The organism is Microcella frigidaquae (assembly GCF_014200395.1).
GTDB classification, from domain to species: Bacteria; Actinomycetota; Actinomycetes; order Actinomycetales; family Microbacteriaceae; genus Microcella; species Microcella frigidaquae.
In genome coordinates this window covers 1,643,078-1,656,756 of record NZ_JACHBS010000001.1, presented here as the reverse complement: position 1 = coordinate 1,656,756, position 13,679 = coordinate 1,643,078, and the positions used below count along the sequence as shown (strand labels likewise).

Genomic DNA, 13,679 nt, shown 5'->3' with positions numbered 1-13,679 from the left:
CCGAGCCCGCGGCAGAGCGGGGCGCGCCCCGGTAGGGTCGAGACCCGTGAGCATCGATGAGTGGGCCATCAGCATCATGGAGACCCTGGGCGTCTGGGGTGCCGCACTGCTGGTCGCGATCGAGAGCCTCTTCCCGCCGATCCCGAGCGAGCTGATCCTGCCGCTCGCCGGCTTCACGGCCAGTCGCGGCTCGTTCGACCTGATCTCGGTGATCCTCACGACGACGGCAGGCTCCCTGGTGGGTGCTCTGCTGCTGTACGCGCTGGGCCGCGGGCTCGGTGCCGAGCGGCTCGCGCGCTGGGCAGACCGCATCCCCCTGATGAGCTCCGAGGATGTGGAGAAGGCCATGGCCTGGTTCCACCGCTTCGGGCCGGCGGCCGTGTTCTTCGGCCGGTTCATCCCCATCGTGCGCAGCCTGATCTCGATCCCGGCGGGTGTCGACCGCATGCGGCTGTGGCTCTTCGTGCTGCTGACCACGCTCGGCAGCGGCCTCTGGAACACGCTCTTCGTCGTGCTCGGCTTCGTGCTCGGCGAGAACTGGACCATCGTCGAGGACATCGCCTCGCGGTACAGCCGCGGCGTGCTGATCACCGCGATCATCGTGCTCGCGGCGATCATCGCCTGGCGCATCCTGCGCATCGTGCGGCGCGAGCGGGCAAAGCGCCGGGAGGCGGCGCGAACGGATGACGGGCTCGAGCCCTAGCGCGGCGCGAGCAGCGCGGCGATCACGATGAGCGCGGGAACGCTGAGCACAGTCGTGATGAGCACGGCATCCCGGGCCACCGGCACAGCGCGCTCGAACCGCAGCGCGTAGTTGAACACGTTCTGAGCGGTCGGCAGGGCGGCGAGCACGACGACGGCGAACAGCGGCAGGCCCTCGAGGCCGATGACGAAGCCCCCGATGGCCCAGGCGAGGGTCGGCATGACGACGATCTTGAGCACCACGGCCACGAGGATGTCGCGGCGTCCCGAGCCGGGCTGGAGAATGCGCCGCCCGTGCAGGGACATGCCGAACAGCAGCAGGACGGTGGGGACTGCAGCCGCCCCGATGAGGTGGAAGGGCTCCATGACGGGGGCGGGCAGCTCGATGCCGGTGACCGAGAGCACCAGGCCCAGTGCCGACCCGATGATGAGCGGGTTGCGCACCGGCTGGCTCAGCACCCTCCCGACGGAGAGCGTTCCGCTGGTCGAGACGTCGAGGATGGTCAGGGCGATCGGGGTGAAGATCACCAGCTGCAGGAGGATCAGGGGCGCGGCGAAGGCGGGGTCGCCGAGCACGTAGGCGGCGATCGGCAGGCCGATGTTGTTGGCGTTGGCGTAGCCGGAGGAGAGGGCCCCGATCGTGGTCTCGGGCACGGCCCGCCGCCACAGCAGCCGCGCGATCAGCGCGAAGACAGCCATGCAGGCGAGGGCGGCGGCCGCCGACACCGGCAGGAGTGAGGAGAACAGCTGCCGTGCATCAGCCTCGGCCAGCACCGTGAACAGCAGGGCGGGCGAGAGCACGAAGAAGGCGAAGCGACTGAGCACGAAGTCGGCATGCGGGCCGAGGATGCCAAGGCGCCCCACGAGGTAGCCGACGGCGATCACCGCCCCGATGATCGCGAAGCCGATCAGCACGCCTGCCATGAAGACAGTGTCTGGCAAGTAGTGACTACTCATGGCATCGATTCGGCCGCGGGAGCACACTGGTCGTACAGCACCGGTGCGCGCCGCGCGCCGACCCGACCGCACCTGGAGGCATCATGCGCCGCACCGTTCCCGCCGTCGCCGCTCTCGGGGTGGGCCTCGCGCTCACCCTCACCGGCTGCTTCGGCAACCCACTCGAGCAGCTCACCGAGGGCATCGTCGAGGGCGGCGTCGAGCAGATCATCGAGGACCAGACGGGCGTCGACGTCGACGTCGACGGCAGCGGGGGCGCGAGCCTCCCCGCCGACTGGCCGGCCGAGGTTCCGACCCCCGACGGCGACATCGTGCTCTCGTCGTCGGCCGGCGGGGTCTTCAGCGTGATCATCAACGTCGCGAGCTACGACGAGGTGCAGCGCGCCTTCGACGAGATGCTGCTCGCCGGCTATGCCGAGATCTCGACGCTCGACCTGGGCGAGGGCGCCATCACGCGCATCTACGAGAACACCACCTGGAACGTCGGCATCCTCGGCGCCCAGAACGACGACGGCACTGCGACCATGCAGTACACCGTCACGCCCGTCACCCAGTAGGGCGGCACCGACCCGGGGGCGCGGGCGGAATCGACCACCGGTCGAGACCGCCCGCGCAGCTCGTTAACCCGCCCCGCTGACGCGCCGCGCCCGGCGCGAGCCGCCACCCCGCTCACGAGCGCTCGCGCAGCTCCGCCTCCAGCTCGGCCCGCCCGCTGATGCCGAGCTTGCGGTAGACGCTCGCCAGGTGGTTGTCGACCGTGCGCACCGAGACTCCGAGCCGCTCGGCGATCTCGCGGCTGCGCTCACGGCGGGCCGCCGCCTGGGCGATGATCCACTCGCGCTCGGTCAGGCCCGCCTCGCTGCGCGGCGAGCGGATGCTGCGCACGCGCGTCACGGTGAGGCCCAGCTCGGCGGCCCGCACGCGCGCACGCCGTTCGAGCATGCGGTCGCCGTCGGCGAGGGTCGCGGCGCTCTCGAGCGCGGCGTGCGCCACCGCGACCAGTCCTCCGGCGACGAGCGGCTCGACCAGGGCGATGACGCGTGCGGCATCGCCCTGGTCGAGGGCAGCCGCGAGGCCGGCCACCCGTTCGATGAGCGGCGAGCCGGAGGCCGCCGCCGAGGCGTCGAGCAGCGGGCGCACCGCAGCGCTGCCGCCGAGACGCACGGCGACAGAGGCGGTCAGCGCCGCGAGCAGGAGGTGCCCCAGCTCGACCCCGCGGGCCACGGCCGCCGCGAGCGCACCGATGGCGACCGCCGCGTCGTCGTCGGTGACGACGGCGAGCCACGCCTCGGCTTCGGCCGCCTGCAGCACCACCTTCACGTCGTCGCGCTGCGCCGGTTGCAGCGAAGCGAGCAGGGAGCGCGCCGCGTCGACCTCGCCGCGCTGCGCGTGCACGGTGGCGGCGAGGGCGATCGCCGGGCCGAGCAGGCCGGTGAAGTCGCGCCAGCGCAGCTGGTCGACGGCGAGCAGCGCGAGAGGAAGAGCGTCGTCGGGTCGGCCGCCATGCAGGTGCACGATCGCCAGCGCGTACGACCAGACGCCGGCGGAGTCGGCAAAGGGCTCGCGACGCCGCTGCTCGGCGAAGGCGCGTGCGGCCGCGATGTCTCCGTCGGCGACGTGCACGAGGAACGCCGAGAGGTCGAGCAGACCCCCGGCGAACGGCTGCACGGCGGCGAAACGATCGGCGAGCGGGCGGCCCGCATCGACCGCGCGCCGAGCGTCGGCGACCCGCCCTGCCATCGTCGCCATCATCGCCATGCCGATGGCGGCGTTGAGGGCGGCGCCCGAGTCGGATGCGGTCTGATCGGCGAGGGGCGTCTCGAGCGCGGCCGCGTCGCCGGCCATGAGGCGCCACTTGGCGAGGTCGGGGGTCAGCAGAGCGGCGGCCGAGCCCAGCTGCGGCAGCAGCTCCGTGGCACGGCGCGCGGCGCGCGCGGGGTCGAGCTCGCGCAGCGCGGTGTGCTGCCCCCAGCGCACCTCGACCGCCGCTCTGCCGTCGGCGTCGACCGCGAGCTCCGCTGCGCGGGCGAAAGCGGCCTCTGTCTGGCCGGGGTCGCCGCCCAACGCACTCAGTGCGCTCGCCGTGATGAGCGCGGCGTGCGCCGTGATCGTCGGCGAGACCGCCGTGCCCTCGAGGGCCATGACCTCGTCGGCCGCGCGCACGGCCCGCGCATGGTCGCCGACGCGGTGGGCGTACTCGGCGGCCCACACCAGATCGTCCGCCGCCACTGGCCCACCGGCATCGCTCAGCAGGCACACGCCGGTGAAGCGCAGCGGATCATCCTCCAGCGCGAGGAGCCGCTGGGCCGCCTCCCGACGCCTCTCCGCCCGCTGCTGCGACCCCAGCGAGCCGAGCAGCGCCTCGGCGTAGATCGGATGCGCGAGGTGCAGGTACCCCGCCGCCTCGGGCGCGGCCGGTGCGAGAACACCCGCGTCGAGGAGGTCGTCGACGATCGCCCGCTCCTCCGCCGCGACCGCCGCCCGCGGCCACGGCTGGGCCACGGCCACGAGCTCGGCGATGCGCCGCTCGCCCGGATCGAGGTCGGCGAGCCGCCCGGCGACCGTGTCGAGCACATGAGCGGGCAGTCGCGCGGGGTCGATCTCGAGACCGTAGGGCCCTCTGGCCACCCGGTCGGAGCGCTGCGCCGCGAGGGTGAGCTCGCGCAGGAAGAGGGGATTGCCCGCGGTCGTCGTGTACAGCCGCTGCAGCGACTCCGGGCGCGGATCGGCCCCCAGGTGGCGGCGCAGCACCGTGCGCGTCTCGTCGAGGGTGAGCCCGTCGAGATCGATCACGGTCACGAGGTCCTCGTGCAGCAGTCGCGCGACGGCGCCCTCGAGCGCGTGCTCGTCGCGGGCGGTCAGCAGCGCCGGCACCCCGAAGACCCGCACGAGCTGGTACAGCGCGGCGGCGGAGGCCTCATCGAGCAGAGGCGCGTCGTCGACGATGATCAGGTAGCTGTCGGCATGCCGGCCCACGTTCGCCACGAGCTCGCTCAGGCGGGCCGCCACATCGCTCGCCCCCTCGACCGGGGCCGAGAGCAGTGGAGCGAGGGCACCGAGCGGCACCTCGCTGAGCTCGGCGAGGGCGACCACCGGCACGATCGTTCGTCCCTGCGCTCCGAGCGTCGCGGCGACCGCCGCGGCCACGGTCGTCTTGCCGACGCCGCTCGGCCCGCGCAGAAGGTGCGAGCGCGCGGGTCGCCGGGCGAGGCCCTCGGCGAGAGCATCCACGACGGCGGGGCGCGCCACGATCGGCCAGCTCGGCATCGCCGGGTCCCTCCCTGCCTCGGTTCTCGCGCGGCGACGGCCGACCGACCGCCCCGGGCGACGCTAACACGCTCCGCGGCGCATTCGCCGAGGCGAGCATCCGCTGCGCGGGGGTGTCCCAGAGCTGAGAATTGCGTCGCAGAATCGTGCGTCTACGCAACGATCGTGCGCCGTTCACAACCACGTTGGGCGGCCCTCTGCCTAGGCTCGAAGGGTCTGCAGCCCCACGCGAGAGTCGACGAAGGAGGGACCCATGACCGACATCACCGCCGCCCCCGGCCGCGCCATCATCGGAGAGCCCGAGGTCGTCGAAGACGCCGCGCTCACGGGCCCCAGCGCTCACGAGATCAACGCTCACGAGATCAGCGCTCGAGAGATCAGCGCCGCCGAGATCGTCGCCGACCCCCAGTGGCTGCGGCTCAAGACCGCCGCCGAGGCCATCCGTGCGCACCAGATCAAAGACGGCTCGATCCCCGACGCGGATGCCCACGCCGAGGCCGCCCGCCAGGTCGGCCTCATCGTCGAGGCGCTGCGTCACTTCGCCCCGCTCATCCAGCACGACACCGCCTACCTGCTCGCCGCCGCCCGCGATTTCGAGGCCTGGCGCGACGGCGGCTTCGGTGTGCCCGACTTCTACGACGCGCTCGACGCCTTCCGCCCGGCCGAGCAGCGCCGCGATGGTGTCGCGCACCTCGTCGTCTTCCCCATGTACACCCAGAACGGCTCGACCGACCGGCTCGTCGAGGCCGTCGTGTTCGAGGTGATCTGGCCCGACTTCGTCGCCGAGCTCGAGCGCACGGCGTACGGCAACGCCCTCTACCTGGGCCTGCGCTTCGCCGACTTCACCCCGGGCTACGACACCAACTCGGCCGTGCTCTTCCCCGAGTCGGTCGCCGTCACGCCGCGGGTTCCGGCGGGTGCGCCCGAGGGCACCCCCGCTCAACTGCCGGTGTTCACCTGGGGTGCGATCTTCGCCGACCGCGAGGCTGCGCGCTACCGCCGCGTCGTGCGCGCCGCGGCCGAGATCACCAAGCTCGACCTGCCGGCCGACGCGCAGCAGCTGCTCGACGACCAGCAGCTCGCCGAGCGCACCTTCGTGATGTGGGACATGATCCACGACCGGGCCCACATGCGCGGCGACCTGCCGTTCGACCCGTTCATGATCAAGCAGCGCATGCCGTACTTCCTCTACACGCTCGAGGAGCTGCGCTGCGACCTGACCGCCTTCCGCGAGGCCGTCACCCTGTGGCGGGCCGAGGGCACCGACGACATCACCCGCCAGCACGCCCGGCTCGTGCAGTACGCCGTGATTTTCGACCGCATCTTCCGGTTCGCGCTGACCGGCAGCCGGGTGCGCAACTACGACGGGGTGGGCGGTCAGCTGCTGTTCGCGTGGATGCACCAGAAGGGTGTGCTGCACTGGACCGACACCCAGCTCGCGATCGACTGGGATGCCGTGCCCGACGTCGTCGTCGAGCTCTCGAACGCGATCAACGAGCTGTACTGGGCCTCGATCGACCGACCGAAGGCGGTGCACTGGCTCAAGGCCTACGAGCTCGTCTCGAGCACCCTGACCCCGCACCCCGCCTCGAACTGGGCTCGAGGCCTCAGCGACGACGTTCTCGCCGGCCCGCTCAAGGGCTACACCGACCTCGTGCTCGACGACGAGTTTCCGCTCTCGATGTTCTACGAAGCGCTCAGCAAGAAGATGGCGAGCGTCATCGAGTCGACCGCGGGCATCACCGGTCGCGACGCGTGACGTCTCCCCTCGCTGACCGCACGGTCGTCGTCGCCGGAGCCGGCGGCGTCGGCGGGCGGGCGGTCTGCGCGGCCCTCACCGCCGCGGGCGCGCACGTCGTCGCCGTCGGATCCCGCGCCGAGTCCCTGGTCGGCGTTGACGCGGCGGAGGCCGCGGTCGTCGACCTGGCCGACCCCTCGGCGGTCGCCGCGTGGGCGCGCGAGCTGCGCTCGCGTCGGCCGAGCATCGACGGCGCGCTGCACCTCGTCGGCGGCTGGCGCGGCGGCTCGGGGTTCGACGACTTCGCGTGGCTCGAGCGCCGCGTTCTCAGCACTCTGCGGGTGCTCAGCCGCGAGCTGCGCACCGACCTGGCGGCGTCGGGCGCGGGGCGACTGGCGATCGTGAGCTCCGCATCCGTCGCCGCACCGACGTGGGGCATGGCCAACTACGTCACGCTCAAGGCGGCGGCCGAGATGTGGGTGCAGGCGATCGCGGGCACCTGGCGGGCGAAGCACGAGCCGGCCGCGGCGGTGACCTTCATCGTCGGCGCGCTCGACGACGCGGGAGTGACCGAGCTGCTCGCCACCGCGTGCGCCGGGCTGTGGAGCCTGCCGACCGAGGAGCTCAACGGCGCCCTCATCGACCTGAGTCGCGCCACCGAGTCGGCCTCCGAGTCAGCCACCGAGCCCGCCACCGACCAGGGAGAATGATCTCCGTGACGCGCATCCATGACACCAGCTTCCGCGGCTTCGCCAGCGACAACTACGCGGGCGTGCACCCCGAGGTGCTCGCCGCCATCGCCGACGCCAACGGCGGCCACCAGATCTCGTACGGGGAGGACCAGTACACGGCCCGCCTCACCGAAGTCGTGAAGGCCGAGTTCGGAGACCAGGCCGAGGTGTTCCCCGTCTTCAACGGCACGGGCGCGAACGTGCTCGCGCTCACCGCGCTCATGCCGCGCTGGGGTGCGGTGATCGCGAGCGGCACCGCGCACATCCACACCGACGAGGGCGGGGCGCCGGAGCGCGTCAGCAGCCTGAAGCTGTTCACCGTGCCGACGCCCGACGGCAAGCTCACCCCCGAGCTGGTCGCCACCGAGGCCTTCGGCTGGGGCGACGAGCACCGCGCGCAGCCGCTCGCCGTCAGCATCACGAACACCACCGAGCTCGGCACGCTGTACACGCCCGACGAGGTGCGCGCGATCGCCGACTACGCGCACGCGCACGGGATGGCCCTGCACCTCGACGGCGCCCGGGTCTGGAACGCCGCCGCAGCCCTCGGCACCAGCATGCGGGAGTTCACGGTCGACGCGGGGGTCGACATCCTGTCGCTCGGCGGCACCAAGAACGGCCTGCTCGGCGCGGAGGCCATCGTCGTGCTCAACCCCGAGCGCGTCGAGGGGCTCATCTACCTGCGCAAGATGTACATGCAGCTGGCGAGCAAGATGCGCTTCCTCTCGGCGCAGCTGCTCACCCTGTTCGACGAGGGGCTGGGCATCCGCTCGGCCACGCACGCGAACGCCATGGCCGCCCGGCTGCGGGCGGGCCTCGAGGGGATGCTCGCCGACGGCTCGCTGCCCGCCGGCTCGCTCGGCTTCAGCCAGCAGACGCAGGCCAACGCCGTGTTCGCGCTGCTCAGCAACGACGCCGCCGACCGGATCCGCGAGCGCGTGCGCTTCTACGACTGGGATCGCGCACGCGGCGAGGTGCGCTGGATGTGCGCCTTCGACACCACCGAGGCCGACATCGACGCGTTCCTGCAGGTCATCCGCGAGGAGCTCACGCGGTAGCGGCGGCGAAGCGCGCCCGCAACGATTGACCCATCTATCGAAGAACGATAGTTTTCTCTCGTTCCTCGATAGATCGGATCTCCTGTGCCCCGCTGGACGCGCCTTCCCCTCCTCACCCTGCTGACCCTGATCGGGCTGCTCGTGCTCGCCCTGCAGGTCGGCGCCCTGCCGGTGCTCGCCGCCGAGTGGGCGCGCGAAGCTCCCGAGTTCGGCTTCCTCGCCGTGCCGCTCGCCGTCGCGGCGGTCGGCGCCGGCATCTGCGTGCAACTGGCGCTCGTCGTCACCGGGCGGCTCGTCGGCTTCGTGCATCGCGGCCGCATCTTCGATCGCGCGGCGCTGCCCTGGGTCAATGGGCTCGTGCTGTGCGGCGCCCTGGCCACGACGATCGTGCTGCTGACGTTCATCGTGCTCGCCGTCGTCGGCACCGGCGGGCCGCCCGCGCTCAGCATCCTGATGATCGTCACGATCATCGGCGGAGCCACCACGACCCTCCTGCTGGTCGTCATGCGGGCGCTGCTGCGGCAGGCCGTGACGCTCGACGCCGAGCTGCGCGAGGTCGTCTGATGGCGATCGTCATCAGCATCGACCGTCTACTCGCCGAGCGCCGCCTCAGCGTGGGCGAGTTCGCCGACCGCATCGGCATCACGCCGGCGAACGTCGCGGTGCTGAAGAACGGGCGAGCGAAGGCCGTGCGCTTCACCACGCTCGACGCTATCTGCCGGGTGCTCGACTGCCAGCCGGGCGACATCCTGCAGTGGGTGCCCGACGCCGACTGAGTCTCCGAGCGTCGGGGCGGGATGCTCGCCGCGCCCTCAGCACCTGCCAAGCCGTGCCGCGCACGCTGGAGGGGTGAACAGCCCCGACCCGCGCATCCTGCAGCCCGGCGACCCCGGGTACGAGGCCGCGGGTGCCGCGCCCCGCATCACGCGACCGCGCACGGCGGCCCGATCGGCGCGCGAGGCGATCCGCCGCAACCCGAAACTCGACCAGGCCTACCGCACGGGCGTGAAGGTCGTGGGCGGCACCACGGTGGGCCTGGGGGTGGTGCTCATGCCGCTTCCGGGGCCCGGAACCCTCATCGCCCTCGGGGGCCTCGCCATCCTGGGCACCGAGAGCGAGCGGGCGAAGAAGCTCAATCAGCAGGGGGTCGAGCTGGCGAAGCGGGCCGCGGCCCGCGCGCGAACGGCGGGTCAGAAGCGGGCCGCCCGAACGGAGCCGCCGCGCGCGTAGCGTAGGGCCCATGCGATTCGGACTCTTCATCCCCCAGGGCTGGCGCCACGACCTCGTCGAGATCGACCCGAGCGAGCAGTGGGGGGTGATGAAGCGCCTCGCGCAGCATGCCGACCGCGGACCGTGGGAGTCGATCTGGGTCTACGACCACTTCCACACCGTGCCGGTGCCGAGCGACGAGGCGACGCACGAGGCCTGGACCCTGATGTCGGCGTTCGGCGCCGTCACCGAGCGCGTGCGCCTCGGCCAGATGTGCACGTGCATGGGCTACCGCAACCCCGCCTACCTCGCGAAGGTCGCCGCGACCGTCGACCACGTGTCGGGGGGCCGCGTCGAGATGGGCATCGGCGGCGGCTGGTACGAGCACGAGTGGCGGGCCTACGGCTACGGCTTCCCCGAGATCGGCGACCGCCTGCGCGCGCTCGACGAGGGCGTGCAGATCATGCGGCAGGCCTGGTCGCAGGGCACGGCGACACTCGATGGCCGGTACTTCCAGGTCGACGGCGCGATCGTTCGGCCGCTGCCGGTGCAGAAGGAGGGCATCCCGCTCTGGATCGCCGGCGGCGGCGAGAAGGTGACCCTGCGCATCGCCGCGCAGTACGGGCGGTACACGAACTTCGGCGGCACGGCGGAGGAGTTCGCGGCGAAGAGCGAGATCCTCCGCGGGCACTGCGAGCGGCTCGGCACGAGCTTCGACGCGATCACCCGCTCGTCGAACTACAACGTGGTCGTCGGCCGCGACGAGGCCGAGGTGGCCGACCGCATCGCCGCGATCGAGGCGCGACTGACCCGTTTCATCGGCGCCGAGCGCGCGACGAAGGCCGTGGCCGACCTGCGCAACGGCTCGGGGCTCGCGGGCACTCCCGAGCAGATCGTCGAGAAGCTGCAGGCCATGCAGGGGCTCGGCATGACCTACGCGATCACCTACTTCGCCGAGGCCGCCTACGACACGAGCGGCATCGAGCTGTTCGAGCGCGAGGTCATCCCGGCCCTGCAGTAGTCTCGGTCGTCCGTCGTTCGCGCGCGCCTCGGCACGACGCGGTCTGATCGAGAGGAACCCTGTGCTCGACGCACTCGTCGCCGGCGTGCTCGCCGGCTATGCCATCGCGATTCCCGTCGGGGCGATCGCGGCCCTGCTCATCACGCTCGGCGCGCAGCACGGCGCCCGCGTGGCGGCGGGCGGCGCGCTCGGCGCGGCCACCGTCGACGGCCTGTACGCGACCGTCGCCGTGACGGCCGGCGCGGTCATCGCGCCGATCATCGCGACCGTTGAAGAACCGCTGCGCTGGATCTCCGTGGCTGTGCTCGTCGTGCTCGGGGTCATGCTCGCTCGGCCGGCCTTCCGACGACGCACTGCTCCCGTGGCCGCCGCGACCCTCGACGACACGGCGCCCCCGCCGGTCGACGACGCCACGGATGCGCGCGCGACGCCGCGGGTGCGCACGACGACCTTCCGCCGCCTGTTCGTGACCGTCGGCGCCCTCACGCTCGTCAACCCGGTCACGGTCATCTACTTCGCCGCGCTCGTTGGCAGCTCGACGCTGGCCGTGGATGCCGCCCCCGTCGAGCGCATCGTGTTCGTGCTCGCTGCCTTCGCCGCATCGCTCAGCTGGCAGCTGCTGCTGACGACCGCGGGGTCTCTCGTCGGCCGAGTGCTGACCGGGCCGACGGGCGCGCGCGTCACCGCGCTGGTCGGCGGTGCGCTCGTGATCGCACTCGCCGTGCGGGCCGCGCTCGCGCCGTGACGGTCTAGGGCTGGAGGTCGGCCTCGAGGTCGCCCATGCCCGCGACGGGCGCGTCGGCCATGCGCTCGACGATCAGGTCGTCGCCGTCGGGCGACACCTGCACACGCACCACGTCGCCGTCGCTGATCGTGCCGGCGAGGATGGCGCGGGCGAGCGCGTCGTCGATCTCGTGCTGCATGAGCCGCCGCAGCGGGCGCGCGCCGTACACGGGGTCGTAGCCGCGCTCGGCGAGCCAGGTGCGGGCATCCGGCGTCACCGCCAGCTGCAGACGACGCTCGGCGAGCCGGCGCTCGAGGCGGTCGATCTGCAGCGAGACGATCTGGCCCAGGTCGTCGGTCGACAGCGGCGAGAACACCACGATGTCGTCGAGCCGGTTGACGAACTCGGGCTTGAAGGCCTGCCGCACGACCTCGTTGACGCCCGCGACCTTCGCCTCCCAGTCGAGGGAGGGGTCGATGAGCAGCTGCGAGCCGAGGTTCGAGGTGAGGATGAGGATCGTGTTGCGGAAGTCGACCGTGCGGCCCTGGCCGTCGGTGAGGCGGCCGTCATCGAGCACCTGCAGCAGCAGGTCGAAGACCTCGGGGTGCGCCTTCTCGACCTCGTCGAGCAGGATCACCGAGTAGGGGCGACGGCGCACGGCCTCGGTGAGCTGGCCGCCCTGCTCGTAGCCGACGTAGCCGGGGGGCGCGCCGATGAGCCGCGAGACGCTGAACTTCTCGCCGTACTCGCTCATGTCGATGCGCACCATCGACTTCTCGTCGTCGAACAGGTAGTCGGCGAGCGCCTTCGCGAGCTCGGTCTTACCGACGCCGGTCGGCCCGAGGAAGAGGAACGAACCGGTGGGGCGGTCGGGGTCGCTGATGCCCGCGCGCGTGCGGCGCACGGCCTCGCTGACCGCGGTCACGGCATCCTTCTGGCCGATAATGCGCTTGCCGAGCTCGGCCTCCAGCGTCAGCAGCTTCTCGGTCTCGCCCTGCGTCAGCTTGTCGACCGGGATTCCCGTCCAGGCCGCCACGACCGCGGCGATGTCATCGTCGGTCACCTGGTCGTTGACCATGCGCGGGCCGCTCTCAGCCGTCTCCGCCTCGGCCAGCTGCTTCTCGATGCCCGGGATCACCTCGTAGTTGAGCTTCGACGCGGTCTGGTAGTCGCCCTCGCGCATGGCGCGGTCGAGCTCGATGCGCGCGTCGTTGAGGCGCGTCTTGAGGTCGCCGACCGCGGTCAGGCCCGACTTCTCGGCGGCCCAGCGCTTCTCGAGAGCATCCCGCTGGGCGGTCTTCTCGGCGAGCTCCTCGCGCAGTTTCGTGAGGCGCGCCTTCGAGGCGTCGTCCTTCTCCTTCTTGAGGGCGAGCTCCTCGATCTCGAGGCGGGTGACGGCGCGCTTGAGCTCGTCGAGCTCGACCGGGCTCGACTCGATCTCCATCTTCAGCCGGCTGGCGGCCTCGTCGACGAGGTCGATCGCCTTGTCGGGAAGCTGGCGGCTTGTGATGTAGCGGTTGCTGAGCGTGGCCGCTGCGACGAGGGCGCTGTCGGCGATGGCGACCTTGTGGTGGGCCTCGTAGCGCTCCTTGAGGCCGCGGAGGATCGCCACCGTGTCCTCGACGCTCGGCTCGCCGACGTAGACCTGCTGGAAGCGGCGCTCGAGCGCGGCATCCTTCTCGATGAACTCGCGGTACTCGTTGAGCGTGGTCGCGCCGATCAGGCGCAGCTCGCCGCGGGCGAGCATGGGCTTCAGCATGTTCGCGGCCGCGACCGATCCCTCGCCGCCGCCGGCGCCCATGAGGGTGTGCAGCTCGTCGATGAAGGTGATGACCTGGCCGTTCGACTCGTCGATCTCCTTGAGCACGGCCTTGAGACGCTCCTCGAACTCTCCGCGGTACTTCGCCCCGGCGATGAGGGCGGCGATGTCGAGACCGACCAGCTGCTTGTCCTTGAGCGAATCGGGCACGTCGCCCGCGACGATGCGCTGGGCGAGACCCTCGACGACGGCGGTCTTGCCCACGCCGGGCTCGCCGATCAGCACGGGGTTGTTCTTGGTGCGGCGGCTGAGCACCTGAGTCACCCGCCGGATCTCCGCATCGCGACCGATGACGGGGTCGAGCTTGCCCGAGCGGGCGATCTCGGTGAGGTTGATGCCGTACTGCTCGAGGGCAGACTTCTGGGGCTCCTGGCTGGAGGGGGCGCCCTGCATGTTGGCCATCGTGTGCACTCCTGAGTCAAACCTGAGTCGGTCTGACTCAAGTTTACGACG

Annotated in this window: 13 protein-coding genes; 10 read left to right on the top strand and 3 right to left on the bottom strand. The window is 71.7% G+C overall.

Annotation, left to right across the window (positions count from 1 at the left end):
• Window positions 1-46: 46 nt before the first annotated feature.
• Window positions 47-703 (top strand): DedA family protein, encoded by a 657-nt coding sequence (locus BJ959_RS08150; protein WP_341799913.1) that lies wholly within the window; start codon window positions 47-49, stop codon window positions 701-703.
• On the opposite strand, the gene BJ959_RS08145 is transcribed toward BJ959_RS08150, so the two are convergent.
• Entirely contained in the window at window positions 700-1,626 is a 927-nt protein-coding gene (locus tag BJ959_RS08145; protein ID WP_153982126.1) for an AEC family transporter, read from the bottom strand. The genes BJ959_RS08150 and BJ959_RS08145 overlap by 4 nt on opposite strands.
• Before the next feature lie 116 nt (window positions 1,627-1,742).
• Here BJ959_RS08145 and BJ959_RS08140 point away from each other — a divergent pair, with 116 nt between their 5' ends.
• Window positions 1,743-2,216 carry a hypothetical protein gene (locus BJ959_RS08140; protein ID WP_153982127.1) on the top strand — a complete coding sequence of 158 codons (474 nt, stop codon included), beginning with the start codon at window positions 1,743-1,745 and terminating at the stop codon, window positions 2,214-2,216.
• A gap of 112 nt (window positions 2,217-2,328) precedes the next feature.
• Here BJ959_RS08140 and BJ959_RS08135 read toward each other — a convergent pair whose 3' ends face one another.
• Entirely contained in the window at window positions 2,329-4,926 is a 2,598-nt protein-coding gene (locus BJ959_RS08135; RefSeq protein ID WP_153982128.1) for a LuxR C-terminal-related transcriptional regulator, read from the bottom strand.
• A 253-nt stretch (window positions 4,927-5,179) separates the two neighbouring features.
• Between BJ959_RS08135 and BJ959_RS08130 the strand changes: the two genes are divergently transcribed.
• The 8 genes from BJ959_RS08130 to BJ959_RS08095 all read left to right on the top strand — a co-directional run bounded on the left by BJ959_RS08130 (window position 5,180) and on the right by BJ959_RS08095 (window position 11,428).
• The gene (locus BJ959_RS08130; RefSeq protein ID WP_153982129.1) at window positions 5,180-6,685 is read left to right on the top strand and encodes a DUF6421 family protein; all 1,506 of its coding nucleotides are present in this window, start codon (window positions 5,180-5,182) and stop codon (window positions 6,683-6,685) included.
• The gene (locus BJ959_RS08125) at window positions 6,682-7,374 is read left to right on the top strand and encodes an SDR family NAD(P)-dependent oxidoreductase (RefSeq protein WP_153982130.1); all 693 of its coding nucleotides are present in this window, start codon (window positions 6,682-6,684) and stop codon (window positions 7,372-7,374) included. The genes BJ959_RS08130 and BJ959_RS08125 overlap by 4 nt, the downstream gene beginning before the upstream one ends.
• Before the next feature lie 5 nt (window positions 7,375-7,379).
• On the top strand, window positions 7,380-8,453 hold the full coding sequence (locus tag BJ959_RS08120; protein WP_341799914.1) for a threonine aldolase family protein: 1,074 nt from the start codon (window positions 7,380-7,382) through the stop codon (window positions 8,451-8,453).
• A gap of 84 nt (window positions 8,454-8,537) precedes the next feature.
• A complete protein-coding gene (locus tag BJ959_RS08115) occupies window positions 8,538-9,017 on the top strand; it encodes a DUF2975 domain-containing protein (RefSeq protein ID WP_165878996.1) in 480 nt (159 codons plus the stop codon).
• The gene (locus tag BJ959_RS08110) at window positions 9,017-9,229 is read left to right on the top strand and encodes a helix-turn-helix domain-containing protein (protein ID WP_153982132.1); all 213 of its coding nucleotides are present in this window, start codon (window positions 9,017-9,019) and stop codon (window positions 9,227-9,229) included. Before BJ959_RS08115 ends, BJ959_RS08110 begins: the two co-directional genes overlap by 1 nt.
• Before the next feature lie 73 nt (window positions 9,230-9,302).
• Window positions 9,303-9,683: a PGPGW domain-containing protein gene (locus BJ959_RS08105; RefSeq protein ID WP_341799915.1), complete on the top strand. Its 381-nt coding sequence runs from the start codon at window positions 9,303-9,305 to the stop codon at window positions 9,681-9,683.
• A 10-nt stretch (window positions 9,684-9,693) separates the two neighbouring features.
• On the top strand, window positions 9,694-10,683 hold the full coding sequence (locus tag BJ959_RS08100; RefSeq protein ID WP_153982133.1) for an LLM class F420-dependent oxidoreductase: 990 nt from the start codon (window positions 9,694-9,696) through the stop codon (window positions 10,681-10,683).
• Between the two features lie 61 nt (window positions 10,684-10,744).
• Window positions 10,745-11,428, top strand: a complete 684-nt coding sequence (locus BJ959_RS08095) for a LysE family transporter (protein WP_153982134.1) — start codon at window positions 10,745-10,747, stop codon at window positions 11,426-11,428.
• 4 nt (window positions 11,429-11,432) lie between these two features.
• Here the strand turns inward: BJ959_RS08095 and BJ959_RS08090 are convergent, their stop codons facing one another.
• On the bottom strand, window positions 11,433-13,628 hold the full coding sequence (locus tag BJ959_RS08090) for an ATP-dependent Clp protease ATP-binding subunit (protein ID WP_153982135.1): 2,196 nt from the start codon (window positions 13,626-13,628) through the stop codon (window positions 11,433-11,435).
• Window positions 13,629-13,679: the final 51 nt, after the last annotated feature.